The sequence below is a fragment of the Kitasatospora sp. cg17-2 genome (assembly GCF_054031055.1).
In genome coordinates this window covers 7,523,548-7,545,374 of record NZ_CM132923.1, presented here as the reverse complement: position 1 = coordinate 7,545,374, position 21,827 = coordinate 7,523,548, and the positions used below count along the sequence as shown (strand labels likewise).

Genomic DNA, 21,827 nt, shown 5'->3' with positions numbered 1-21,827 from the left:
ATCGTCCCGGAGCCTCCGTGGACGGCGGCTTCCCTTGCGGCGGGCGCAGAACGACGCGCCACCACAGGGAAGCCGAGATGTGAGCCTAGAAGAACCGTTCGGTTTCCTGCGAGGTGGCCCTGCTCCCAGCGTGCCGGGGTCGGGATCCGCCCCGTCGCCCGGCCGCTGAACGGCGGTCGGCGCACGACATGCGAACCCGGCTCGGCGCGCGGGCGCGGTCGCCGGATCGCGCCCACCTCCACCATGGACCCGGGGCCGGGGTTCGGCAGCACAGGACGCCAAGGCGCGCCTTTTCCAAGCCAGATGGGTGACGGCGGATCGGCTTCGACTACCGCGCGGCGCTGATCCGGGGGCGGTTGATTCGGGGCAAACCACCGTGTTCCCAGGCGATGGTGGAGAAGTGCGGACGGACCGTCGTACGAGGGAACGGCGGTCGGGTCAGCCGCCGTCACCCACCATGCCGCCGTCGCCCACCACGCCGGCGTCCCGGGCGAGCAGCGCCGCCTGGACGCGGTTGCCGACCCCCAGTCCGGTGAGGATCCGGCTGACATGGGCCTTGACCGTGCTCTCGCGCATCCCGAGGACGGCCGCGATCTCGGCGTTGGAGCGGCCGACGGCGAGTTCGCGCAGCACCTCGCCCTCGCGCGGCGTGAGCCCCTCCAGGCGGCCCCGGGCCGCGACCGCCCGCGGCTCCCCGGTGCGGTGGTAACGGTCGATGAGGCGGCGGGCGGCGGCCGGGTGGAGCATGCCCTGCCCGCCGGCGACCACGTGGACGGCGCGGGCGATCTCGGCGGGCGGGGTGTCCTTGAGCAGGAAGCCGTCGGCCCCGGCCGCCAGGGCCTGGTAGACGTACTCGTCGAGGTCGAAGGTGGTGAGCGCGATGACCCGCGGACCGTCCGGCAGGGCGCGGAGCCGCCGGGTCGCGGCGATGCCGTCGAGCCTGGGCATCCGGATGTCCATCAGGGCGACGTCGACGCGGTGGCGGGCGGCGAGTTCGACGGCCTCCAGTCCGTCGGCGGCCTCGGCGACCACGGTCAGCTCCGGGTCCTGGGCGAGCAGGTCGACGAGTCCGAGGCGGACCAGCGCGTCGTCGTCGACCACCATGGTGCGGATCACGTCGCCTCGATCGGTGGGTTCGGGCCGGTCCGCGGGCCGGCGGCCGCCGGGGCGGGGTACCGGCCGGGCGGTGGGACAGGCGGTGGGGCAAGCGCCGAGGCGGGCGGTGGGACAGGCGGGTTGAGCGGTGGCCGGACCGGGAGCCGGTCCGGTGCGGGAAGGCGGACCGCGAGACGGAACCCGCCCCGGCCGTCGGGGCCCGCGTCGAAGTGGCCGCCGAGCGCGCCGACCCGCTCGCCGAGCCCGACCAGCCCGTAACCGCCCCCGGTGCAGGCACCGGACGGCGCCGGGCCACCCGCGCCGTTGCACACCTCGACGGTCGTCGCGGGCGCGCCGTACCGGACGCGGACGGTGACCGGGGCGGTGTGCGCGTACTTGCGCGCGTTGGTCAACGCCTCCTGGACGACCCGGTGCACGGCCAGTCGGTGGGTGGTCGGGACGGCCTCCGGGTCACCGGCGAGGTCCAGTTCCACACGTTGGCCCGAGCCGGTGGCCTCGGCGGCGAGTTCGGCGAGGTCGCGCAGGGCGGGCGCGGCGACGGGCGGACGGAAGCCGGCCGGCGGGCCGGAGTCGACGGGCGGACGGGGAGTGGCGGGCTCTGGGAGCACGACCGTGCCCGCTTCGGGGGGCGCCGGGCCCGGCTCGGCAGCCGGTCCCTTACCCGCGCTCGCACTCGCGCTCCCCCGCCCGGTGGCGGCTCGTGCACTGCCGGCTCCCGCGGTGTCCCCGGCCGGTTCGGCGGACCCGGCCGACAGGGTCGCCCCCAGGGGCCCGGACGGATCGGCCCGGAGCACGCCGAGAACGTCGCGCAGGTCGTCGAGCGAGCGGGCGGCCGTGGCCCTGAGCAGTTCGAGGCGATGGGCGAGGCGCTCCGGGTCGTCCGCCACCGTGCCGGCCCGGGCCCGGTCGCGCAGCACACCGGCGTGCAGGACGAGGAGGCTGAGCCGGTGGGCGAGGACGTCGTGCATCTCGCGGGCGATCCGGGCGCGTTCGGCGGAGCGGGCCTGTTCGGCCCGGAGTTCGCGCTCCCGGCCGAGTGCCTCGACCTTGGCGTTCAGGGTCCGGATCAGTACGCGGCGGCTGTGCAGCCACAGTCCGAGGGAGAGGACGGCCGCCTCGACCAGGAGTTGGGAACCGGTGGTGCCGGCCCAGTCGGCGAGGGAGTCGGCACGGACCGCGCCGAGCCCGGCGAGCACGACCGCGGCCGCGAGCGCCGGGCCGGAGCGGCCCGTCGAGGTCAGGTGGTAGAGGCTGAACAGGCCGGGGAAGGCGCGGTTCAGCAGCCCGCTGAACAGGACGGGGAGCACGGCGGCGGCGACCGGGTGGCGGCGCGCCAGCAGCAGGGAGAGCGGGGCGAGGACGGCCCCGGCGACGCGCAGCGGACGCCAGGGGAGGTCGTGGAGGTGCCACTGGGCGAGGCTCTCCTCGCCGGCGAGCACGAGGACGGTCAGCAGGAGCAGCGTCTCGGTCGGGCGGTGCCGGCCGCGGGCGTACCAACCGAGCAGGCGTTGCGGGTCGTTCATGCGCGTCGCGCCTCCTTCCGTCCGTCGTCCGGGCCCGATGCTACGGCGACCCGGCCGTGCGCCACCCCTGCCGATCGGCCAGCGGCACCCTCGACTTTCGTCGGGGGTGCGGAGCGTCCTTCGGCCGTTCCGGGCAGGTCCGGCCCTCTCTAGCGTCGCTGTCATGACGACACATCATCTCGGCCACGGGCCCGCCTCCCCCTCCGTCTCCCCCTCCGTCTCCCCCTCCGTCTCCCCCTCCGTCTCCCCCTCCGTCTCCACCACCGTCCCCTCCGCTTCCCCTGCCGACACCGCCGCGAGCGCGAACACCGCGACCGCTCGGTCCGGGCGGCGGGAGCCGGGGGGCGGTGACGGGTGGCTCTTCCTGTCCGAGGCGCTGCGCACGTTCCGGCTGACGGGCGCGGTGGCGCCGAGCGGTGCGGGCCTGGTGCACGCGCTGACGGTCCCGGCGGCGAGCCGTCCGGACCGGCCGCTCTCGGTGCTGGAGGTGGGGGCGGGGACGGGCGTGGTGACGCGGCGGCTGGTCCGGGTACTGCGGGCGGGAGACCGGTTGCACGTGGTGGAGCCCAATCCCCGGTTCGCCGAACGGCTTCGGACGGACGAGGAGTTGGCGCGGCGCGGGGCCGGTCTCGGCCTGCGGCTGTCGACGTGCCGGGTGCAGGACCTGCCGGGGTGCGGCCCTCCTCCCGCCGGGGACGGCGGCCACGACGACGGTCGCTCGGGAGCGGGCGTCGAACGGTACGACGTGATCGTGTCGGGGCTGCCGTTCACCAACTTCGAGCCGGCGGAGGTCCGGCGCATCCTCGCCCTCTACCTGGAGCTGCTGGTGCCGGGGGGCGAGCTGACGTACTTCGGCTATCTGGGGACGTCGGCGGCGCGGATGCTGTCGTCCGGCCCCCGGCAGAGTGCGCGGCACCGGGCGGTGGTGCGGTTGCTGCGCCGGTTCGAGGAGGAGTACGGGCTGGGGAGCCGGGTGGTGTGGCGGAACGTCCCGCCGGCGCGGGCCCACCTGCTGCGTGCCCCGGGCGGGAACCGGTCGGCGGCGGGCGCGGCGGCGGGTGGACCAGGTCCGGGTGAATCAGGTGCGGGTGGACCAGGCCCGGCCGCCGCAGGTGTCGACGGCCCGGCGGGCGGGGTCGCGGCGTCCGCTCGATGATGGACCGGGCGGCCCCGGCCCGGTCGACGGGCCGAGCCAGTGGATCGAGCAGTGCGCTGGGCGGCGCGTCGAACAGTCGAGGAGTACGTCGCGCCGCGCATCGAGCAACGCATTGAGCAACGCATCGAGCAGCGAGGAGCCTGCCATGACAGTCACGATCCGTGACGCCGAGGGTGCCGGCCGGTTCGAGGCCCGGTCGGACGGCACCCTGGCCGGGTTCGCCGAGTACCTGCGCAGCGACGGGCTGGTGGTGTACCCGCACACGGTGGTCGAGCCCGCCTTCGAGGGGCAGGGCGTCGGCGGGGCGCTGGCACGGGCGGCCCTGGACGACGCGCGGGCACGGGGGCTGGCGGTCCTGGCGACGTGCCCGTTCATCAAGGGGTGGATGCTCCGGCATCCCGAGTACCTCGACCTGGCGTACGAGAACCGCAGCCGGGTGAGCGACTGATGGCCGCCGTCGGCCGCGCGGGCGCCGAGGACGCGGGCGGCAGCGGGAGCGCGGGCAGCAGCGGTGGAACGGGCGGCAGCGGGGGCAGCGGCGGAAAGGCCGCGGACGGGCGCACCAGCGGTGCCCGGGCGTACCGGGGGGACGGGATCACGGTGTCCTTCGACGCCCGGGTGTGCCGGCACGCCGCCGAGTGCGTGCACGGGCTGCCGGCGGTGTTCGACACGGCGCGGCGGCCGTGGATCATGCCGGACGCCGCCGAGCCGGGGGTGATCGCGGAGGTGGTCCGCCGCTGTCCGACGGGGGCACTGACCTACCGGCCGGCGGACGGCGGGGCGGAGGTCCCGGACCGGCCGACCACGGTGCGGCGGACGGCCGACGGGCGGCTGCTGGTCCGGGGCGAGCTGCGGGTGACGGACGCGTCGGGAGAGGTCCGGGAGACGCCGAGGGCGATGCTGTGCGGCTGCGGCCGGAGCGCGGAGCCGCCGTACTGCGACCGGAGCGGGGAGTGCGGCGAGCACAAGGGGTGAGCCCCTTCCGATGATCGACGAATGACAGCTGACAGATTTCAGATGACAGATTTTGAAATCTGTCAGTCGCTGTGTCATCGTTGACCCATGTCCACCACCCAGAACCCCCGCCACCTCCCCCCGCGCAAGCTCGGCGCCACCGGCCCGACGGTCTCCCCCCTCGGCCTCGGCTGCATGGGCATGTCGGACCTCTACGGCCCCGCCGACGAGGCCGAGAGCATCGCGACCATCCACGCCGCCCTCGACGCCGGCATCACCCTGCTCGACACCGGCGACTTCTACGGCATGGGCCACAACGAGCTGCTGATCCACGAGGCGCTGCGCGGCCGCGACCGCGAGGACGTCCGGATCAGCGTGAAGTTCGGCGCCCAGCGCAGCCCGGACGGCCAGTGGCTCGGCTACGACGCCCGCCCGGCGGCGGTCAAGACCGCCCTCGCCTACACCCTGCGCCGCCTGCGCACCGACCACATCGACATCTACCGCCCCGCCCGGCTGGACCCGGCCGTGCCGGTCGAGGAGACCGTCGGCGCGATCGCCGAGCTGGTCGAGGCCGGCCACGTCCGCCACATCGGCCTCTCCGAGGTCGGTGCCGACACCCTGCGCCGCGCCGCCGCCGTCCACCCGATCAGCGACCTCCAGATCGAGTACTCGCTCATCTCCCGCTCCGTCGAGGCCGGGATCCTGCCCGTCGCACGCGAGCTCGGCATCGGCGTGACCGCCTACGGCGTACTCTCGCGCGGCCTGCTCAGCGGCCACTGGCAGAACGACCGGGAGCTGTCCGGCATCGACTTCCGCGGCCACAGCCCCCGCTTCCAGGGCGACAACCTCACCCACAACCTCCGGCTGGTCGACGCCCTGCGCGCGGTCGCCGCCGAACGGAACGCCACCGTCGCGCAGATCGCGATCGCCTGGGTCGCCTCGCGCGGCGAGGACATCGTGCCGCTGGTCGGCGCCCGCCGCCGCGACCGCCTCAGCGAGGCCCTCGGAGCGCTCGACGTGACCCTCACCGAGGCCGACCTCGCGGCCATCGAGGCGGCGGTCCCCGCCGGGTCCGCGGCCGGCGACAGGTACGCTGCCGCTCAGATGGCCCATCTCGACAGCGAGCACTGAGTCGCGGTCCCGGCCGTGTCGGCAACCCGCTCCGGGCGGGGCCGTCAGCACCCGTACCAACCGCAGGCCGACCGGCGGCCCCGCCCCCGAGCGACCGCCGACCGGTCGGCCGTCCGTCCGCCGCACACCGGCGGGCGGACGCCGCACCCGTAAGGACGTACCTCCCCGTGAGCCCGGACAACGCACTCACCGCCGAGCAGATCCTGAGCGCGACGGAGGACGTCCTCAGGCGGTTCGGACCGGCGAAGGCCACCGTCGTCGACGTCGCCCGCACGCTCGGTGTCAGCCACGGCAGCGTCTACCGCTTCTTCCCGAGCAAGGCGGCGCTGCGCGAGGCCGTCACCGAACGCTGGCTCGCCCAGGCCCACGACGAGCTGCGCCTCATCACCGAGGAGACCGGGCCGGCCGCCGAGCGCCTGCACCGCTGGCTGGCCACGCTCTTCGCGGCCAAGCGCCGGAAGGCCTTGGACGATCCCCAGCTGTTCGCGACCTACATGACGCTGGTCGGCGAGAACAGCGACACGGTCGACGCCCACATCGGGACGCTGATCGCCCAGATCGCCGACATCGTCCGGGACGGCGTGGCGAGCGAGGAGTTCCAGCCCGCCTCCACCGACCCGGCCACTCACATCGGCTCGACCGCCCGCGCCGTGTTCGAGGCGACCGCCCACTTCCACAACCCCGCCCACGCGGCGAGCTGGTCCGACCCGGCCGCCGAGGAGCGGTTCGAGGCCCTCTGGCGGCTCATCCTCGGCGGCCTGGCCAGCAGGGCCTGACCGCTCCCCGCCCGGCACAGAACGCGGAGAACCGGCCGCACGGTCCTCCGTGCGGCCGGTCCGGACCGTCGTCCCGGCTCCTCGCTGCGTCCCGGTGCCCGGACCGCCGTCAGTTGCGGGAGTTGCCGAACACGAGCCGGTAGAGGATCAGCAGCACCAGGGCGCCACCGATCGCGGACGCCCAGGTCGCCAGGTCGAAGAACTGCGCCGTCACCGGCCGGTCCAGGAACTTCGCGGAGATCCATCCGCCGACGAAGGAGCCGGCGACACCGATCAGGGTGGTCACCACCAGACCCCCCGGGTCCCGCCCCGGCAGCAGCAGCTTGGCCAGGGCCCCGGCCACCAGGCCCAGCACGATCCATGCGACGAAGCTCATGCGTCCTACCGCCCTTCGAGCCGTACGGCGGCCCCGTGCACGCCGTACTACCTGCTGGGACGCCTCGCCGGCCCCGGACGGTTCCGCGTCCGGTGCGTCCGTACCCTGCGCGTCCGCACTCGGAGGCGTCCGCGCCCGACACGTCCGCGCCCGGCGCGTCCGCACGGGAAGGCCCGCGGCCCACCGTGCACCGCTGGCGTGGCGCCCTTCTCGGGACCCGACTGCCCCGGAATACTGCGGCCATGCGCATCCTGATCGCCACCGCCGGCTCACGGGGCGACGTCGCCCCGTTCACCGGACTCGGCGCCCGCCTCCAGGCGGCCGGCCATCAGGTGGCCCTCGCCACCCACGCGACCTTCGCCGACTCCGTCCGCGCCTGCGGACTGGAGTTCCGCCCGCTGCCGATCGACCCGCGCGCCGAACTCGCCTCCGCCCACGGACAGCAGCTCCTGCGGTCCGGCGCCGGACCGCTCGGCCTGCTCCACCTGGTGCGCCTCGCCCGCTCGTTCATGCCCGCCCTCGGCGCGGGCATCGCCGCGGCGGCGGAACCCGGCGCCGACCTCCTCCTCACCACCAGCACCACCGCCGACCTGGGGCAGGCCGTCGCCGAGGCCGCCGGCATCCCGAACATCGCCCTCCACCTCCAACCCCTCTCCCCCACCCGCGAGTTCGCACCGGCCGTCACCGGTACCCGATCCCTCGGCGGACCGGGCAACCTGCTCGCCGGGCACGCCGTGCAGGCCGCCGTCGACCGGCTCTTCGCCCCCGCCGTCCACGGCCTGCGCCGCCAACTGGGCCTGCCCGCCGGCTCCGTGGCCCGCGGCCGCCGCAACCGCACCGTGCTGCACGGCTTCTCGCCACGCGTCGTCCCCCGCCCCGCCGACTGGCACCCCTCCCTCGGCGTGACCGGCTACTGGTGGCCCCGGACCGACCCCGACTGGCAACCCCCGCACCGCCTCCTGGACTTCCTCGCCGCCGGGCCGCCGCCCGTGTACATCGGCTTCGGCAGCCTCGTCGTCCCCGACCCCGAACGGCTCACCGCCACCGTCCTCGCCGCCGTCCGGGCCGCCCGCGTCCGCGCCGTCGTCCAGTCCGGCTGGAGCGGCCTCACCGCACCCGACGACAACGACGACGTCCTCACCATCGACGACACCCCGCACGACTGGCTCTTCCCCCGGATGGCCGCCACCGTCCACCACGCCGGCGCGGGCACCACCGCCGCCACCCTCCGCGCCGGAACCCCCAGCGTCCCCGTCCCCGCCCAACTCGACGCCCCCTTCTGGTCCGCCCGCCTCACCCGCCTCGGCACCTCCCCCGGCCCGATCCCCCTCCCCCACCTCACCGCACCCCGCCTCGCCACCGCCATCCGCCAGACCCTCGACAACCCCCACCACCGCACCCACGCCCACACCGTCGCCGCCGCCCTCGCCACCGAGGACGGCCCGGCCAAGGTCCTGGCGGCCGTCGAAAGGCTGTCCCGATAACCCCGGAACCCGTCACCTCCCCCTCGACGTCCTGGAAATGAAACGCCGAACGGTCCCTTTCGGGGAATTCGGTGCCATCAGCAGGAGAAGGAGGCAGCATGAATGGTCGACCGAACCGACGGCAGATTCTCGGCGGAATCGCAGCGGCGGCCGCGACCGTCACCGTCCTGTCCGGCGAAGGGCGTGCCTTCGCACAGGAAGCACCCGCACCCGGCAGCGAACCCACGGATCGACTGCGTACCCTCGAAGCCGCGCATTCCGCACGACTGGGCGTCTTCGCCAAGAACATCGCCACCGGCCGGACGGTGGCGTACCGCGCGCACGAACTGTTCCCCCTGTGTTCCACCTTCAAGACCGTCGCCGTGGCCGCGGTACTGAGGGACCTCGACCGGGACGGCACCTTCCTCGCCCGACGACTGCACTACACGACCAAGGACGTCACCGACTCGGGCTACGCACCGATCACGGGCCTGCCCGCCAACCTCGAAGCCGGCATGACGGTCGAGGAGTTGTGCGCGGCCGCCATCCGGTACAGCGACAACGCCGCCGCCAACCTCCTCCTCCGCGAACTCGGCGGCCCTGGATCGATCACCCGGTTCTGCCGCTCCATCGGCGACCGGGTGACCCGCCTCGACCGTTGGGAACCCGCCCTCAACTCCGCCGAACCGGACCCCCTCACCGACACCACGACCCCCCACGCCCTCGGCCTCACCTACGCCCGGCTCACTCTCGGCACGGCTCTCGCCCCGGCCGACCGCCAGCGGCTGACCGACTGGCTGCTGACCAACACCACCGGCACCAACCGCCTCCGGGCCGGACTGCCGCCCACCTGGACCGTCGCCGAGAAGACCGGCACCGGCAACTACGGCACCACCAACGACGCCGGAGTCACCTGGCCGCAGGGCGGCGGGCCGATCGTGGTGACGGTGCTCTCCACGAAGCACACCGCCGACGCCCCGGCGGACGAACCACTGATCGCCGAGGCGGCCAGGATCGTCGCCACTGCTCTGGCCTAGCACCCGACCCGCCCGCGCCCCGAGCACCGTTGTCAGCGGAAGCCCGCCCCCACGATCCTCTGCGCCCGGTAGCCTGAAATCGACTCAAGCTCTCGCCGGATTGCGCAGAATGCCCGATTCAAAGGAAGTTGCCAAAACCGCCGCCCTCGCATGACAACACCCCAGCTCACGAACTCTGCTCCCCGCGCATGCGGGGTTGGTCCCCGCCCGCCACCCTGCCCGCCCGGCAGGTCGAACTGCTCCCCGCGCATGCGGGGTTGGTCCCTGCCGTTGCAGTGCTCGGAGATGAGTACTGAGCTGCTCCCCGCGCATGCGGGGTTGGTCCCGGCGTTCAAGAGTCACCTTTCAGGTGGGACTGCTGCTCCCCGCGCCTGCGGGGTTGGTCCCTCGGAGTGGGTGGAGGACTACTCCGAGTACCACTGCTCCCCGCGCATGCGGAGTTGATCCGCAGTCCCCGCCCTGCACTGCGGCGGAGATCGCCTGCTCCCCGCTGAGGCGGGGTTGATCACGCAGCCGGAGGCGGCAGGACCTGGAGCCCGATTGCCTCGGCGGCAACGGTCATAGCGGCGTCGAAGTACGCGGGGAAGTCCGTGATCACCTTGTTCAGATGGCCGAACAGCTCGAAGCTGATCGTGCCGATCAGGGAGATCCACAGGGTGAGTGACCGTTCCACCAGGTCCGCGTACGGTTCGGCCGGCGCACCGCCCGCGCCGTCGAGCACCTGCTGAGTGACGAGCCTCGGCCCCGGGAGCGGCTGCGCGGGCGGGCGCAGGAGGCCCGAGGCGTGTGCCTCGACGACGAGGGCGGCCATCAGGCGGGTGACCCGGGTGGCGGGGTCGACCGTGTCGGTGGGGGCCCGGTAGCCGGGGACGGGCGAGCCGTAGACCAGGGCGAACTCGTGCGGGTGGGCCAGGGCCCACTGGCGGACCGCCCGGCATGCGGCGAGCCACCGGACGCCCGGATCGGCGGGGACGGCGGACGCCGCACCCGACTCCGCGGCCGCTCCGAGCGCGTTGAACGCGTCGACGATCAGAGCGGTGAGCAGCGCGTCCCGGCTGGGGAAGTAGCGGTACAGCGCCGAGGAGGCCAGGCCCAGGTCACGCGCCACCGCGCGGAGCGACAGGGCGGCCGCCCCGGTCTCGGCGAGCTGGCGGGTGGCGGCTTCCTTGATCGCGCGAGTGAGCTCGGCGCGGGCCAGCTGCCGCGCGGTCTGCGATGCCGTCATGCCGCCCATCCTTCCATTCAAGAGCAGTGCACACAACAGAGAGCACTGCTCTTGACTTCTTCCCGCCACTGCGAGAACACTCCTCCACGAAGAGAGCACTGCTCTCTCGAATTCCAGGAGGACCTGCATGGCACGGCACATCGTCATCGGCAAGGGCCCCGTCGGCGCCACCACGGCGAGACTGCTCGACGAACAGGGGCACGAGGTCGTCGTCCTGAGTCGCTCCGGCGGCAACGGCAGCACGGCGCTCGACGTCACCGACACGGCGTCACTACGGCAGGCCACCAAGGGCGCCGACGTGATCTACAACTGCGCGAACCCGCCGTACCACCGGTGGCCCACCGACTGGCCGCCGATCGCGAACGCCCTCCTCGACGCCGCGGAGTCCGCCGGTTCGGTCCTGGTGACCATGAGCAACCTGTACGGCTACGGCCCCGTCGGCACCCCCATGACGGAGGACCTGCCGCTCGCGGCCACCGGCACCAAGGCCCGGGCCCGCATCGACATGTGGCGCGACGCGTCGGCCCGGCACCAGGAGGGCCGGATCCGCGCCGCGGAGGCTCGGGCCTCGGACTTCTTCGGGCCCGGCGTCACCGAGGCCGGCCATCTCGCCCAGCGGATGATGCCCGCGCTCCTGGCCGGGCGTGCGGTCAGGGTGATCGGCGACCCGGACGCACCGCACAGCTTCACCTACATCCCCGACATCGCCCGCGCGCTCGTCCGGCTCGGCACCGACGAGCGGGCATGGGGACGCGCGTGGCACGTTCCCACCGCTCCGCCGCTGTCGACCCGGGAGGCGGTCCGGCGTCTGTGCCGGCTGGCGGACCTGCCGCCGGCCAGGGTCGGCCGGATTCCCTGGTGGCCGCTCCACCTGGCCGGCCTGGTCAACCCGATGCTCGGGGAACTGCGCGAGGTGCGGTACCAGTTCGACCGGCCGTTCGTGATCGACTCCCACGCGTACACCGCGACCTTCGGCGAGTCGCCGACCCCGATCGACGAGGCGCTGGGGGCGACCGTCGCGTGGTGGCGGGCACGGCTCGGCCGGTAGCGCCACGCGCGGCACCGACCGTCGGGGCGGGCGGGTTCGCCCGCCATTCGCCGTCAGGCCGCTTCCGGGGCCGGGAGGCCGGTGGAGCCGACACCGCGGGTGGAGCGGGCGGAGCGGGCGAGGCGGGCGGCGAGGCCCAGATGCAGGGCGGCGAGCACGATGCCGCCGACCGCCATGCCGGGACTGTGGGACGAGGCGCCGATGGCCGCGTCGACCACCTGGACGGCGCCGCCGACCAGCAGGAGCGGCGCGAGGCCGCGGCCGGTCCGGCCGATCAGCAGCTGGTACAGCAGCACCGCGCCGAGCGGCAGGGCCCGGGCCGCGTAGAGCTGGGCGTAGAGGTCGGCGAGCGGGGTGACCTGGTCGGTTCCGCCGGACAGGGCAAGCCCCGGGGAGAGCAGGCCGACGACGCTGAACGCCATGGACACCGCGGCGCCGACCGCGTTGGCGATCACCATGGCGCGCATGCCGCGACCGGAAGCGGAGGTGGAACGGAGCATTAAGTCAGCCCTCGAATCGTTCTAAGTCTGAATGGTTAGTGCATGCTAGCGTTCCTTTCGTGAATGATGTCAACCCCCTGCCGCTGACCGCCTCCGTGGTCTTCCGGCTCGGCACGCTCGGCAGCATCGTCACGGCGCGGTTCACCACCGCACTGGCGGAACTCGGCCTCAAGCCCAAACACGTCGGCGTGATGGCGGCGCTGGACTCCGGCGCACCACCGTCCCAGCTGGAGCTAGCCCGGACCATGGCGGTGGCACCCAGCCTCGTCGTCTCGCTGGCCGACCATCTGGAGCGGATCGGCGCGGTGGACCGGGTGCGCGACCCGGCGGACCGGCGCCGTCAGGTACTCGCACTGACCGACGCCGGGCGGGAACTACTGGCCGACTGCACCGCCCTCGCACACCGGCTGGACGAGGAACTCACGGCCTCGCTGGCCGCCCCCGAGCGGGAGGCACTGCGCCGCACGCTCGGCCTGCTGGGCGCCGAGGCGGGACTGCCGACGAGCGACTGAGGGCGGCAGCCCCGTCCGCCCCGGGTCCGCTCGTCACGTGCGCCCCGGCGGTTGGGGCGGCTGCCGCCGGGCCTGCGCGCCGCCACAGGTTCCGCGCCGGGCTCCGTGGCCCGGCGCGAGACAGCGACCCTGCTGGCACCGGGCCGCCGAGCGGGTGGAGCAAGGCCTCCGAACGCCGCCGACCAGAGGGGGCGTTGACCCGTCGGAGGAGGATCGAACCTGCCGCCGGGACCGGTCAGGCACCCAGGGCGGGGATGATGTCCGTGCCGTAGGCGTCGATGGTGGATTCGACGGCGTCGTGCATGGCGTAGACGGCGAACTGGTCGACGCCCAGGGATCGGAGCTGTTCGAGGCGGGCGCGGTGGGTCTCGACGGGGCCGATGACGCAGAAGCGGTCGACGATCGCGTCGGGGACGAAGGCGGTGTCGGGGTTCCCGGCGCGGCCGTGGTGGCTGTAGTCGTAGCCCTGACGGTCCTTGATGTAGGCGGTGAGTTCGTCGGGGACGAGGCCGGAGTGCTCGCCGTAGTGCCGGACGAGTTCGGCGACGTGGTTGCCGACCATGCCTCCGAACCAGCGGCACTGCTCGCGGGCGTGGGCGAGGGCGGCCGGGGAGTCGTCGGCGGTCACGTAGGCGGGGGCGGCCACGCAGACGGTGAGTGCGTCGGGGTCGCGCCCGGCCTCGGCGGCGGACCGGCGGACGGCCTTGACCATGTACTCGGCGAGGAACGGGTCGGCGAGTTGGAGGATGAAGCCGTCCGCCTGGCGGCCCGTCAGATCGAGGGCCTTGGGTCCGTAGGCGCCCATCCAGATCGGCAGCCGCGCGCCCTCGCCGACCCAGGGCAGGTGCATCTCGGTGCCGTCGACCTCGGCGGTCCGCCCCTCGGCCAACTCCTTGACGGCGTGCATGGCGTGGGAGAGCCGGTCGAGGGTGGCGGGCTTGCGGCCGGCGACCCGCATCGCGGAGTCGCCGCGGCCGATGCCGCAGACGGTGCGGTTGCCGAACATGTCGTTGAGCGTGGCGAAGAGGGAGGCGGTGACCTCCCAGGTGCGGGTGGAGGGGTTGGTGACCATGGGGCCGACGGTGAGGGTGCTGGTCTCGGCGAGGATCCGGCTGTAGATGACGAAGGGTTCCTGCCACAGGACGCAGGAGTCGAAGGTCCAGCCGTGGCTGAAGCCGGCCCGCTCGGCGCGGATCATGCGGTCGATGAGCAGGCGGGCGGGCGGGTCGGTCTGCAGGACGAGGCCGATGTCCAAGGCGGGCTCCGGGAGTTGGTCGGGGGTGCGGTCGGGAGAGGCGACCGGTCGGGAGAGGTCACCGGGTGGGAGAGAGCGACCGGCCGGCCGGCGGGAGCAGCCGGCCGGCCGGGGCGCGGCGGCTCAGTCGAGGTACTGGCAGGTGTCCCGGCGCAGGAAGGCGCCGTGGCCGGCCCGGCCCAGCCAGGTGCCCCGGTCGAGCACCACGGTGCCCCGCGAGAGCACGGTGCGGGCCCGGCCGGTGAGGGTGCGCCCCTCGTACGCCGAGTAGTCGACGTTCATGTGGTGGGTCGCCGCGGAGACGGTCTGGACGGCGTTCGGGTCGTAGACGACGATGTCGGCGTCGGCCCCGGGGGCGAGGGTGCCCTTGCGCGGGTGCAGGCCGAACATCCGGGCCGGGGTGGTGCAGGCGATCTCGATCCAGCGGCGGCGGCTGATCCGTCCGTCGACCACGGCCTGGTGCAGGAGGTCCATCCGGTTCTCCACGCCGGGAAGGCCGTTGGGGATCTTCGAGAAGTCGCCGCGGCCGAGCTCCTTCTGACCCGTGTAGCAGAACGGGCAGTGGTCGGTGGAGACCACCTGGAGGTCGTTGGTGCGCAGCCCGCGCCAGAGCGCCTCCTGGTGCTCGCGGGGCCGGAGCGGCGTGCTGCACACGTACTTGGCGCCCTCGAAGCCGTCCGCGCCCTCCTCGGCGAGGTTGTCGGTGGAGAGGAAGAGGTACTGCGGGCAGGTCTCGCCGAAGACGGGGAGTCCTTCGTCGCGGGCCCGGGCGAGTTCGGCGAGCGCGGAGGCGGCGGAGACGTGGACCACGTACAGGGGGCTGCCGGCGACCTGGGCGAGCTTGATCGCCCGGTGGGTGGCCTCGGCCTCCAGCAGTTCGCGGCGGACCTCGCCGTGGTAGCGGGGCGCGGTGCGGCCGGCGGCGAGGGCCTGTTCGACGAGGACGTCGATGGCGATGCCGTTCTCGGCGTGCATCATGGTCAGTCCGCCGTTGGCGGCGCCGCGTTGCATGGCGCGCAGGATGCGGCCGTCGTCGCTGTAGAAGACGCCCGGGTAGGCCATGAACAGCTTGAAGGAGGTGGACTCGCCGGAGTCGACGAGGGTGTCCATCTCCTTGAGGACGGCGTCGGTGACGTCGGAGACGATGGTGTGGAAGGCGTAGTCGATCGCGCAGTTGCCTTCGGCCTTGGCGTGCCAGGTGTCCAGGCCCTCGCGCAGGCTGCCGCCGACCGACTGGACGGCGAAGTCGACGATGGTGGTGGTGCCGCCCCAGGCGGCGGCGCGGGTGCCGGTCTCGAAGGTGTCGGAGGCGTGGGTGCCGCCGAACGGCAGCTCCATGTGGGTGTGGACGTCGACGCCGCCGGGGACGACGTAGTGGCCGTCGGCGTCGATCTCGGTGTCCGCGGTCCAGGAGAGGGCGGCCTGGCTGCCGGTGGCGGCGAGGGCGGCGATCCGTTCGCCCTCGACGAGGACGTCGGCGCGCAGTTCCTCGGTGGCGGTGACGACGAGGCCGCCGCGGATGGCGGTGCGTCCGGTCCGGGCGGTGGCCGTGCCGGTGCCCCTGCCGGTGGCGGGGGTGCTGCCGGGAGTGCCGCTCGGGGTGCTGGCGGGAATGCCGCTCGGGGTGTTGCCGGGGGTGCTGGTCATGGTGTGCTGGGGCCCCTCTCCGTCACGCCTCGGTCAGTGGTCCGTACGCCTCCGGGCGGCGGTCGCGGTAGAACGCCCACTGCTGGCGGACCTGTTCGATGAGGTCGAGGTCGAGGTCGCGCACGACCAGCTCCTCCTCCTTGTCGGAGGCCACCTCGCCGACGAACCGGCCGCGCGGGTCGACGAAGTAGGAGGTGCCGTAGAAGTCGTTGTCGCCGTACTCCTCGGTGCCGACGCGGTTGATGGCGGCCACGTAGTAGGCGTTGGCGACGGCGGCGGCGGGCTGTTCGAGCTGCCACAGGTAGGCGGAGAGGCTGCGGCTGGTGGCGGAGGGGTTGTAGACGATCTGCGCGCCGCCCAGGCCCAGGGCGCGCCAGCCCTCGGGGAAGTGCCGGTCGTAGCAGATGTACACGCCGACCTTGCCGACCGCGGTGTCGAACACCGGCCAGCCGAGGTTGCCGGGCTTGAAGTAGTACTTCTCCCAGAATCCCTTGACCTGCGGGATGTGGTGCTTGCGGTACTTGCCGAGGTAGCTGCCGTCGGCGTCGATCACGGCGGCGGTGTTGTAGTAGACCCCGGGCTGGTCCTCCTCGTAGACGGGGACGACCAGCACCAGGCCGAGCTCGCGGGCGAGTTCGCGCATCCTCCGCACGGTGGGGCCGTCGGGGACGGGCTCGGCCCAGCGGTAGTGCTCCGGGTCCTGCACCTGGCAGAAGTACGGGGAGTTGAAGACCTCCTGGAAGCCGAGGATCTTCGCGCCCTGTGCGGCCGCCTCGCGGGCGTAGCGCTCGTGGAGGGCGATCATGCTCTCCTGGTCGCCGGTCCAGCGGGTCTGGACGAGGGCGGCGCGGACGATCTGCGACATGGGTACCTCCGCAACTCCGCGGCCCGTCCGGGGGCGGGCCCGCGGTCCGAGGGTCGGCGGGCGGTGCTGCCTGCGGTGGATGTCTACGTGCGTAGAAAGTTGGTGCGTCGACCGTAGGCCCGGCTCCGGTCGCCTGACAATACGTCCGACGCGACGTGGCCGGGGCGATCTTGCCGGGCGGACACGCGGGGTCTCGTAGGTGGGATGAAACGGTCATCTACCCCGGGAGCGCACTCCTTACTCATTCGGGTGAATCCATGCTCGGGGTGGGGTGCGACGGGGCAGGAAGGTGGTGACGCCCTTACCGGACGCGGGTCCGCGGGAACAGACAGGATCCGGACGGGATCGGGGCGTTCGCGGGGCGCGGGGCGCGGGGTGCGTGCCCGGGGTCGGGTGGTGGTGGTTGTGGTGGTGCGGTGGTGGAGAGGGGTGGATCGGTGTGACGGCCGAGGACAGGGCCGCGGGCAGGGTGCCCGCCTGGGGAGGAGTGCTGCTCGGGCTCTCGGTGCCGGTGCCGGCCGTGCTCGGATGGCTGCTGTACGCGCGGCGGACGGCCGCCGACCAGGGCACCAGGGGCGTCCGGCTGCAACTCGCCGGCTCCCGGTCCGCCGCCGAGGCCGTGATCGCCGGGCAGGCCCCGGAGTTCCGTGCCGCGCTGGACGCCGGCCTCTGGCTGATCGGCGGCTGCACGGTCACGCTCGCGGCGGCCGGGCTGCTCGGGGCCCATGTGTTCACCCGCGCGCACTGGCGGTCGGCGGCCCTGGCCGCGGGCCTGGCGGGTGTGCTGGCCGGTGCCTGCGACCTGGTCGAGGGCGCCCTGCTGGACGCCGGGCTGGGCACGGCCGGTCCCGGGCCGACGGGTGGGGACGCGCCGTTCGCCGCGGCGGCCGCGTTCGCCACGGTCACATGGCTGCTGCTGCTCCCCTCGGGGGCGGTCGCGGTCGTGGTGTGCGGCGCCACCGTGCACCGGGCGGTGCGCGGGCTGCTGCTGCGGCGGTCGGAGGGTTCGGAGGGTGACGAGGGCGGGATGGGGCAGGGGGACGCGCCTGGGCAGCGGGGGCGGGAGGCCGACGGGCGCGCCGCGCGCGGACGGGGCGAGGCCGGGGCGGCCGGAGCCTCCCCGGGACCGGATCCGCCCACCGCCGCCGGACCGGCGCTGATCCCGCCGTGGCCGGTGCTGACCGCGCGGGGCGGGCGGTGGCCGCCCGGCCCCCGGGTCCACGGACCGCTCACCCGGCACGCCCGCTGGCACAACGCCGCCCGGGTCCCGCCCGGTCGCGAGCACGCCCGGCTCGGCTTCTGCGTCTCCGGCGGCGGCATCCGCTCGGCCTGCGTCACCCTCGGCGCGCTCCAGGCGCTGCGCCCCTGGCTGAGGCGGGCCCGCTACCTGGTCGCGGTCTCCGGGGGCGGGTATGCCGTCGGCGCGATGCAGTTGGCGCTGAGCGACTCCGCGCCGGACAGTCCGGTCCGGGTGCGCTCCGGGCTGACCTCCGACACCGTGCTCGAACCCGGCTCGCCCGAGGAGGACCACCTCCGCCGCCACTCCAAGTACCTCGCGGACGGCGCGGGCGAGTGGCTGGTCGCGCTCGGCACCCTGCTGCGCGGCCTGGTCGCGGCGCTCGCGCTGCTGCTCGCCGCCGTCCTGGTGCTCGGCCTCGGCCTGAGCCGGTTCTACCACCTCGTACCGCTCGCCGACCTGGACGGTCTCGGCACGGCCGGCGGCTCGCCGACCGTCCGGGTGCCCGTCCTGCTCACCCTCGCCGGGCTGCTCTCGGCCGCCGCCTGCGGGTGGCTGCTGTGGCTGCTCACCTTCTCCTGGCTCGGCTGGAACACGCCGCTGCCGCGCCTCCTGCGCCGCTTCTCGCACGGCGCGCTGGCGCTGGCCGTGCTGCTCTCGCTGGGCGTGCTGGCCGTCCCCGGTCTGGCCTGGGGCGCGGTGGCGGTGCGGCGGGCGCTCGCGGTCGGCGCCCGGCAGGCCTGGGCCGGCATCAGCCTCACCGTGCTGCTCAGCTACCTGGCGCTGCTGCTGGGCATCCTCTGGCACGGCCGGCGCGCCATCGGGCAGGGCGCGGCGGTGCTCGGCGGTGTCCTGCGCGGGGCCCGCCGCAGCGGTCTCACCGTCCGGATCACCGAGTACCTCGTGCTCTGGTCGGCCCTGACCGCGCTCACCGTCGGCGCGCTGCTCGCCTTCGGGTGGGCGGTGGCCACCGGGCACACCTGGCCGACCGCCGTGCAGGTGCTGCTGCCGCTGGTCCTGGGCACGGTCGGCCTCAACCTCGACCAGACCTGGATGGGGCTGCACCCCTTCTACCGGCACCGGCTCGCCTCGGCCTTCGCCGTCCGGAGGGCGGTCGAGGGCGGCGAGGCGGGCGGGGAGACGGACGAGGGCGGGGAGGCGGGCGGGGAGGTGCTGGCCCGGCCGTACCACTTCTTCCGCGAGCAGACCCGGCTCAGCCACTACGGCGCCCGGCACCCGGACTTCCCCCAGGTGATCTTCGCGGCGGCGGCCAACCTCTCCGGCAGCGCGCGGACGCCGCCCGGCCGGCGGGCGGTGTCGTTCACCTTCTCCTCCGACTACGTGGGCGGCCCGGACGTCGGGTACGCGCGCACCGATCTGCTGGAGCGGCGCACCCGGCGGCACATCGCCCGGGACCTCACGGTGCAGTCCGCGATGGCCGTCTCGGGCGCCGCGTTCTCCTCCGCGATGGGCCGTCGGTCACGGGCGTACCAGGGGCTGTTCGCGATCACCAATGCGAGGCTCGGCACCTGGCTGCCCAACCCGGCCGCCCTCGCCCCGCTCTGGGCGGCCGACCGGGACTGGCGGTACGCTCCGCAGCCCGCCGTGCGCCGGTTGTCGTACCAGCTGCGGGAGGCGTTCGGGCGGTACCCGATGGACGCGCGGTTCCTGCTGACCACCGACGGCGGGCACTACGAGAACCTCGGCCTGGTCGAGCTGCTGCGGCACGGCGTGCGGACGGTGGTGTGCGTCGACGCGAGCGGCGACTCCGCCTTCGCGGGGTCGCTCGCGGCGGCGATCACCCTCGCCCGGGAGGAGTTGGGCATCGCCATCACCCTCCGGGAGCCGGACCTGCTGGTGCCCGGCAGCGCCGGGACCAGGAGCGAGGGCGAGGGCGGGCGGGCACCCTTGCGCGGTCTGGCGGCACGGTTGGCCGAGCGGCTGGCCGCGCGGGCGGTCGTGGTCGGCGACATCGTGTACCCGTGGCCGCTGGAGCTCGGGGACTCCGACGGCGGCGCGTCGGCCCGGCACGGCACGCTGATCGTCGCGCAGGCCGTGCTGACCCCCGACATGCCGTACGAGCTGCACGCCTACGCGACGGGCGATCCGGTCTTCCCTTACGACGGCGCCGGTGACCAGTGGTTCGACCACCGGCAGTTCGACGCCTACCAGACCCTCGGCCGGTACCTGGGCGAGCAGGCGGGCCCGGTCGTCGAAGCGGCGCTGGCCGGGACGGCAGCGGGAACGGCAGCGGAGAGGGCAACGACTGCGGCCAAGGGCGGCAGGACGGACCGGCCGGGCCGGGGTCCGAACGTGAACGGCACCGTCCCGGGCCCCGGGACGCCGCCCGACGCCGAACGGGCTCCGACCGCGTCCGACCAGGGACGCGACGGGCGACCGTGACCGCGCTCGCTTGACTCGCGCCCGTCCCGTCGGGAAGGATCCGGCCCATGGACACCGGCACCACTCTGGTCTGCCGCCTGCACGTCGACCTCCGACGCCAGGCGAGTTCCATCTGTGCCTGTTGACCCTGTTCCTTCCCGCCGGTTCCGCCCTGTGACCTTCGCCAGGGCCCACGCCGCGCACTCGCTCTCCTGACGCCACGCCGCCCGGCACGACCGTGCCACCCCGCCGGTCCGACCGGTGCGGCAGGCACCCGCCACCGGCTCCCGGCACCGCACGGACCTCGCGCCACCGCGCCCCAGCGCACGGAAACGCACCGCACCCGCACGGCACCGAGCAGTCCCACCCCGCCCCGCCGCACCCTGCCCCACGGCGGCGCGCGGGCCGCACGGCGAAGCGCTCCACGACCACCGCCCGCCCGTCCCGAGGACACCCACATGAACCTGGACCTCGCACCGACAACTACGCCCGCCCCCGTCGAGGAGGGCCGAACTCCGCTCACCCCGAGCACGCTGCGGGAGATCGTCCGCGAGCTGGCCGAGCAGCCCGAGCAGTGGATCCACCACGTCCGGCTCTCCACCGAGGAGCGCTGGTACCGGCGGCTCGCCGCCGACGAGGACCACGAGGTCTGGCTGATCAGCTGGCTGCCCGGCCAGTCCACGGGCTTCCACGACCACGGCGGCTCGCGCGGGGCGTTCACCGTCGCGCTGGGCGAGTTGGAGGAGCTGTCGCTGGGCGGTCCCGAGCAGGGGCTGCTGATCCGGCGGATCGGGTCCGGCACCACCCGCGCGTTCGGCCCCGAGTACGTGCACGACGTCCGCAACACCGCGTCCGGCCCGGCCGTGACGCTGCACGCCTACTCCCCACCGCTCAGCTCCATGGCGCACTACGAACTGCGGGCCGGTGGCCTGGTCCGCACCTCCGAGGAAGGACCCGACCAGTGGTGACCACGATCGACGACCTGGTGGCCCGCGCCCGGGAAGGGGTGCACCGCCCCGGCCCGGACGAGGCCCTGGAGGCGCAGCGCGCCGGCGCGCTGCTGGTGGACATCCGCCCGGCGGCGCAGCGCGCGGCCGAGGGGGAGATCCCCGACACGCTGATCATCGAACGCAATGTGCTGGAGTGGCGGCTCGACCCGACGGGCAGTCACCGGATCCCGGAGGCCACCGGCCACGACCTGGAGGTGGTCGTGGTGTGCTCGGAGGGGTACGCGTCGAGTCTGGCCGCCGCGTCGCTGCGCGAGCTGGGCCTGCACCGGGCGACCGACCTGGACGGCGGCTTCGTCGCCTGGGCGGCGGCCGGGCTGCCGACCCGTCAGGGAGGCCACGAGGAAAGCCGCGAGGGGGGCCGCGAGGAAAGTCCTCGGGAAGGCTGATAGTCCGGTGCTTCCGGGGCACGCGCCCCGTGCTCCCCGCGTGCGCGTCGGCCGCTCCTGGTGAATCCGACCACGCCCGGTAAATCAGGGACACCGGGTTCACCAGGTCATAGGCTGATCAGAGTTTCCGCCGGTCCGAAGGCGGGCAGACCAGGCGACCGACAGGCACAGCGACACGGCACAGCAGCACAACACAGCGACACAACACAGCAGCACAGCACAGCGACA

21 protein-coding genes are annotated in these 21,827 nt (G+C 74.1%); 13 read left to right on the top strand and 8 right to left on the bottom strand.

From position 1 onward, the window contains the following. Positions 1-438 precede the first annotated feature (438 nt). Positions 439-1,116 carry a response regulator gene (locus ACW14Y_RS31730; RefSeq protein WP_456984327.1) on the bottom strand — a complete coding sequence of 226 codons (678 nt, stop codon included), beginning with the start codon at positions 1,114-1,116 and terminating at the stop codon, positions 439-441. Then, the gene (locus ACW14Y_RS31725; RefSeq protein ID WP_456984325.1) at positions 1,113-2,639 is read right to left on the bottom strand and encodes a sensor histidine kinase; all 1,527 of its coding nucleotides are present in this window, start codon (positions 2,637-2,639) and stop codon (positions 1,113-1,115) included. Before ACW14Y_RS31725 ends, ACW14Y_RS31730 begins: the two co-directional genes overlap by 4 nt. Before the next feature lie 163 nt (positions 2,640-2,802). On the opposite strand from ACW14Y_RS31725, the gene ACW14Y_RS31720 reads away from it, so the two are divergent. From ACW14Y_RS31720 to ACW14Y_RS31700, 5 genes are all read left to right on the top strand, one after another. Beyond that, positions 2,803-3,795: a class I SAM-dependent methyltransferase gene (locus ACW14Y_RS31720; RefSeq protein WP_456984323.1), complete on the top strand. Its 993-nt coding sequence runs from the start codon at positions 2,803-2,805 to the stop codon at positions 3,793-3,795. A gap of 145 nt (positions 3,796-3,940) precedes the next feature. Further along, positions 3,941-4,243 (top strand): GNAT family N-acetyltransferase, encoded by a 303-nt coding sequence (locus ACW14Y_RS31715; RefSeq protein ID WP_380384611.1) that lies wholly within the window; start codon positions 3,941-3,943, stop codon positions 4,241-4,243. Continuing rightward, the gene (locus tag ACW14Y_RS31710; RefSeq protein ID WP_456984321.1) at positions 4,243-4,770 is read left to right on the top strand and encodes a (4Fe-4S)-binding protein; all 528 of its coding nucleotides are present in this window, start codon (positions 4,243-4,245) and stop codon (positions 4,768-4,770) included. The genes ACW14Y_RS31715 and ACW14Y_RS31710 overlap by 1 nt, the downstream gene beginning before the upstream one ends. 87 nt (positions 4,771-4,857) lie before the next feature. Then, the gene (locus ACW14Y_RS31705) at positions 4,858-5,880 is read left to right on the top strand and encodes an aldo/keto reductase (RefSeq protein WP_456984320.1); all 1,023 of its coding nucleotides are present in this window, start codon (positions 4,858-4,860) and stop codon (positions 5,878-5,880) included. Positions 5,881-6,047: 167 nt separating this feature from the next. After that, the gene (locus ACW14Y_RS31700) at positions 6,048-6,656 is read left to right on the top strand and encodes a TetR family transcriptional regulator (RefSeq protein ID WP_456984319.1); all 609 of its coding nucleotides are present in this window, start codon (positions 6,048-6,050) and stop codon (positions 6,654-6,656) included. A 109-nt stretch (positions 6,657-6,765) separates the two neighbouring features. On the opposite strand, the gene ACW14Y_RS31695 is transcribed toward ACW14Y_RS31700, so the two are convergent. Beyond that, positions 6,766-7,032 (bottom strand): GlsB/YeaQ/YmgE family stress response membrane protein, encoded by a 267-nt coding sequence (locus ACW14Y_RS31695; protein WP_030302213.1) that lies wholly within the window; start codon positions 7,030-7,032, stop codon positions 6,766-6,768. A gap of 242 nt (positions 7,033-7,274) precedes the next feature. Here ACW14Y_RS31695 and ACW14Y_RS31690 point away from each other — a divergent pair, with 242 nt between their 5' ends. Next, positions 7,275-8,516: a glycosyltransferase gene (locus ACW14Y_RS31690; RefSeq protein WP_456984318.1), complete on the top strand. Its 1,242-nt coding sequence runs from the start codon at positions 7,275-7,277 to the stop codon at positions 8,514-8,516. A 98-nt stretch (positions 8,517-8,614) separates the two neighbouring features. Beyond that, a complete protein-coding gene (gene bla / locus ACW14Y_RS31685) occupies positions 8,615-9,532 on the top strand; it encodes a class A beta-lactamase (RefSeq protein ID WP_456984316.1) in 918 nt (305 codons plus the stop codon). A 505-nt stretch (positions 9,533-10,037) separates the two neighbouring features. Here bla and ACW14Y_RS31680 read toward each other — a convergent pair. After that, positions 10,038-10,757 carry a TetR/AcrR family transcriptional regulator gene (locus tag ACW14Y_RS31680; protein ID WP_456984315.1) on the bottom strand — a complete coding sequence of 240 codons (720 nt, stop codon included), beginning with the start codon at positions 10,755-10,757 and terminating at the stop codon, positions 10,038-10,040. A gap of 127 nt (positions 10,758-10,884) precedes the next feature. Between ACW14Y_RS31680 and ACW14Y_RS31675 the strand changes: the two genes are divergently transcribed. Further along, positions 10,885-11,805, top strand: a complete 921-nt coding sequence (locus tag ACW14Y_RS31675; RefSeq protein ID WP_380384590.1) for an NAD-dependent epimerase/dehydratase family protein — start codon at positions 10,885-10,887, stop codon at positions 11,803-11,805. A gap of 53 nt (positions 11,806-11,858) precedes the next feature. On the opposite strand, the gene ACW14Y_RS31670 is transcribed toward ACW14Y_RS31675, so the two are convergent. After that, positions 11,859-12,272, bottom strand: a complete 414-nt coding sequence (locus tag ACW14Y_RS31670; protein WP_456984313.1) for a hypothetical protein — start codon at positions 12,270-12,272, stop codon at positions 11,859-11,861. Between the two features lie 92 nt (positions 12,273-12,364). Here ACW14Y_RS31670 and ACW14Y_RS31665 point away from each other — a divergent pair, with 92 nt between their 5' ends. After that, positions 12,365-12,817 carry a MarR family winged helix-turn-helix transcriptional regulator gene (locus tag ACW14Y_RS31665; protein WP_456984311.1) on the top strand — a complete coding sequence of 151 codons (453 nt, stop codon included), beginning with the start codon at positions 12,365-12,367 and terminating at the stop codon, positions 12,815-12,817. 235 nt (positions 12,818-13,052) lie between these two features. Here the strand turns inward: ACW14Y_RS31665 and ACW14Y_RS31660 are convergent, their stop codons facing one another. From ACW14Y_RS31660 to ACW14Y_RS31650, 3 genes are all read right to left on the bottom strand, one after another. Next, entirely contained in the window at positions 13,053-14,072 is a 1,020-nt protein-coding gene (locus ACW14Y_RS31660; protein ID WP_456984309.1) for a TIGR03842 family LLM class F420-dependent oxidoreductase, read from the bottom strand. 123 nt (positions 14,073-14,195) lie between these two features. Further along, on the bottom strand, positions 14,196-15,719 hold the full coding sequence (gene hydA, locus ACW14Y_RS31655) for a dihydropyrimidinase (RefSeq protein WP_456984307.1): 1,524 nt from the start codon (positions 15,717-15,719) through the stop codon (positions 14,196-14,198). 22 nt (positions 15,720-15,741) lie between these two features. Continuing rightward, on the bottom strand, positions 15,742-16,584 hold the full coding sequence (locus ACW14Y_RS31650; protein ID WP_030391905.1) for a nitrilase-related carbon-nitrogen hydrolase: 843 nt from the start codon (positions 16,582-16,584) through the stop codon (positions 15,742-15,744). Positions 16,585-17,023: 439 nt separating this feature from the next. Between ACW14Y_RS31650 and ACW14Y_RS31645 the strand changes: the two genes are divergently transcribed. From ACW14Y_RS31645 to ACW14Y_RS31630, 4 genes are all read left to right on the top strand, one after another. Next, on the top strand, positions 17,024-20,224 hold the full coding sequence (locus ACW14Y_RS31645) for a hypothetical protein (RefSeq protein ID WP_456984305.1): 3,201 nt from the start codon (positions 17,024-17,026) through the stop codon (positions 20,222-20,224). Positions 20,225-20,271: 47 nt separating this feature from the next. Then, positions 20,272-20,349: a putative leader peptide gene (locus tag ACW14Y_RS31640; RefSeq protein ID WP_106981192.1), complete on the top strand. Its 78-nt coding sequence runs from the start codon at positions 20,272-20,274 to the stop codon at positions 20,347-20,349. A gap of 312 nt (positions 20,350-20,661) precedes the next feature. Next, positions 20,662-21,171, top strand: a complete 510-nt coding sequence (locus ACW14Y_RS31635; protein ID WP_266273623.1) for a cysteine dioxygenase — start codon at positions 20,662-20,664, stop codon at positions 21,169-21,171. Further along, positions 21,165-21,599: a rhodanese-like domain-containing protein gene (locus ACW14Y_RS31630; RefSeq protein ID WP_456984303.1), complete on the top strand. Its 435-nt coding sequence runs from the start codon at positions 21,165-21,167 to the stop codon at positions 21,597-21,599. Before ACW14Y_RS31635 ends, ACW14Y_RS31630 begins: the two co-directional genes overlap by 7 nt. The last annotated feature ends 228 nt before the right edge of the window (positions 21,600-21,827 follow it).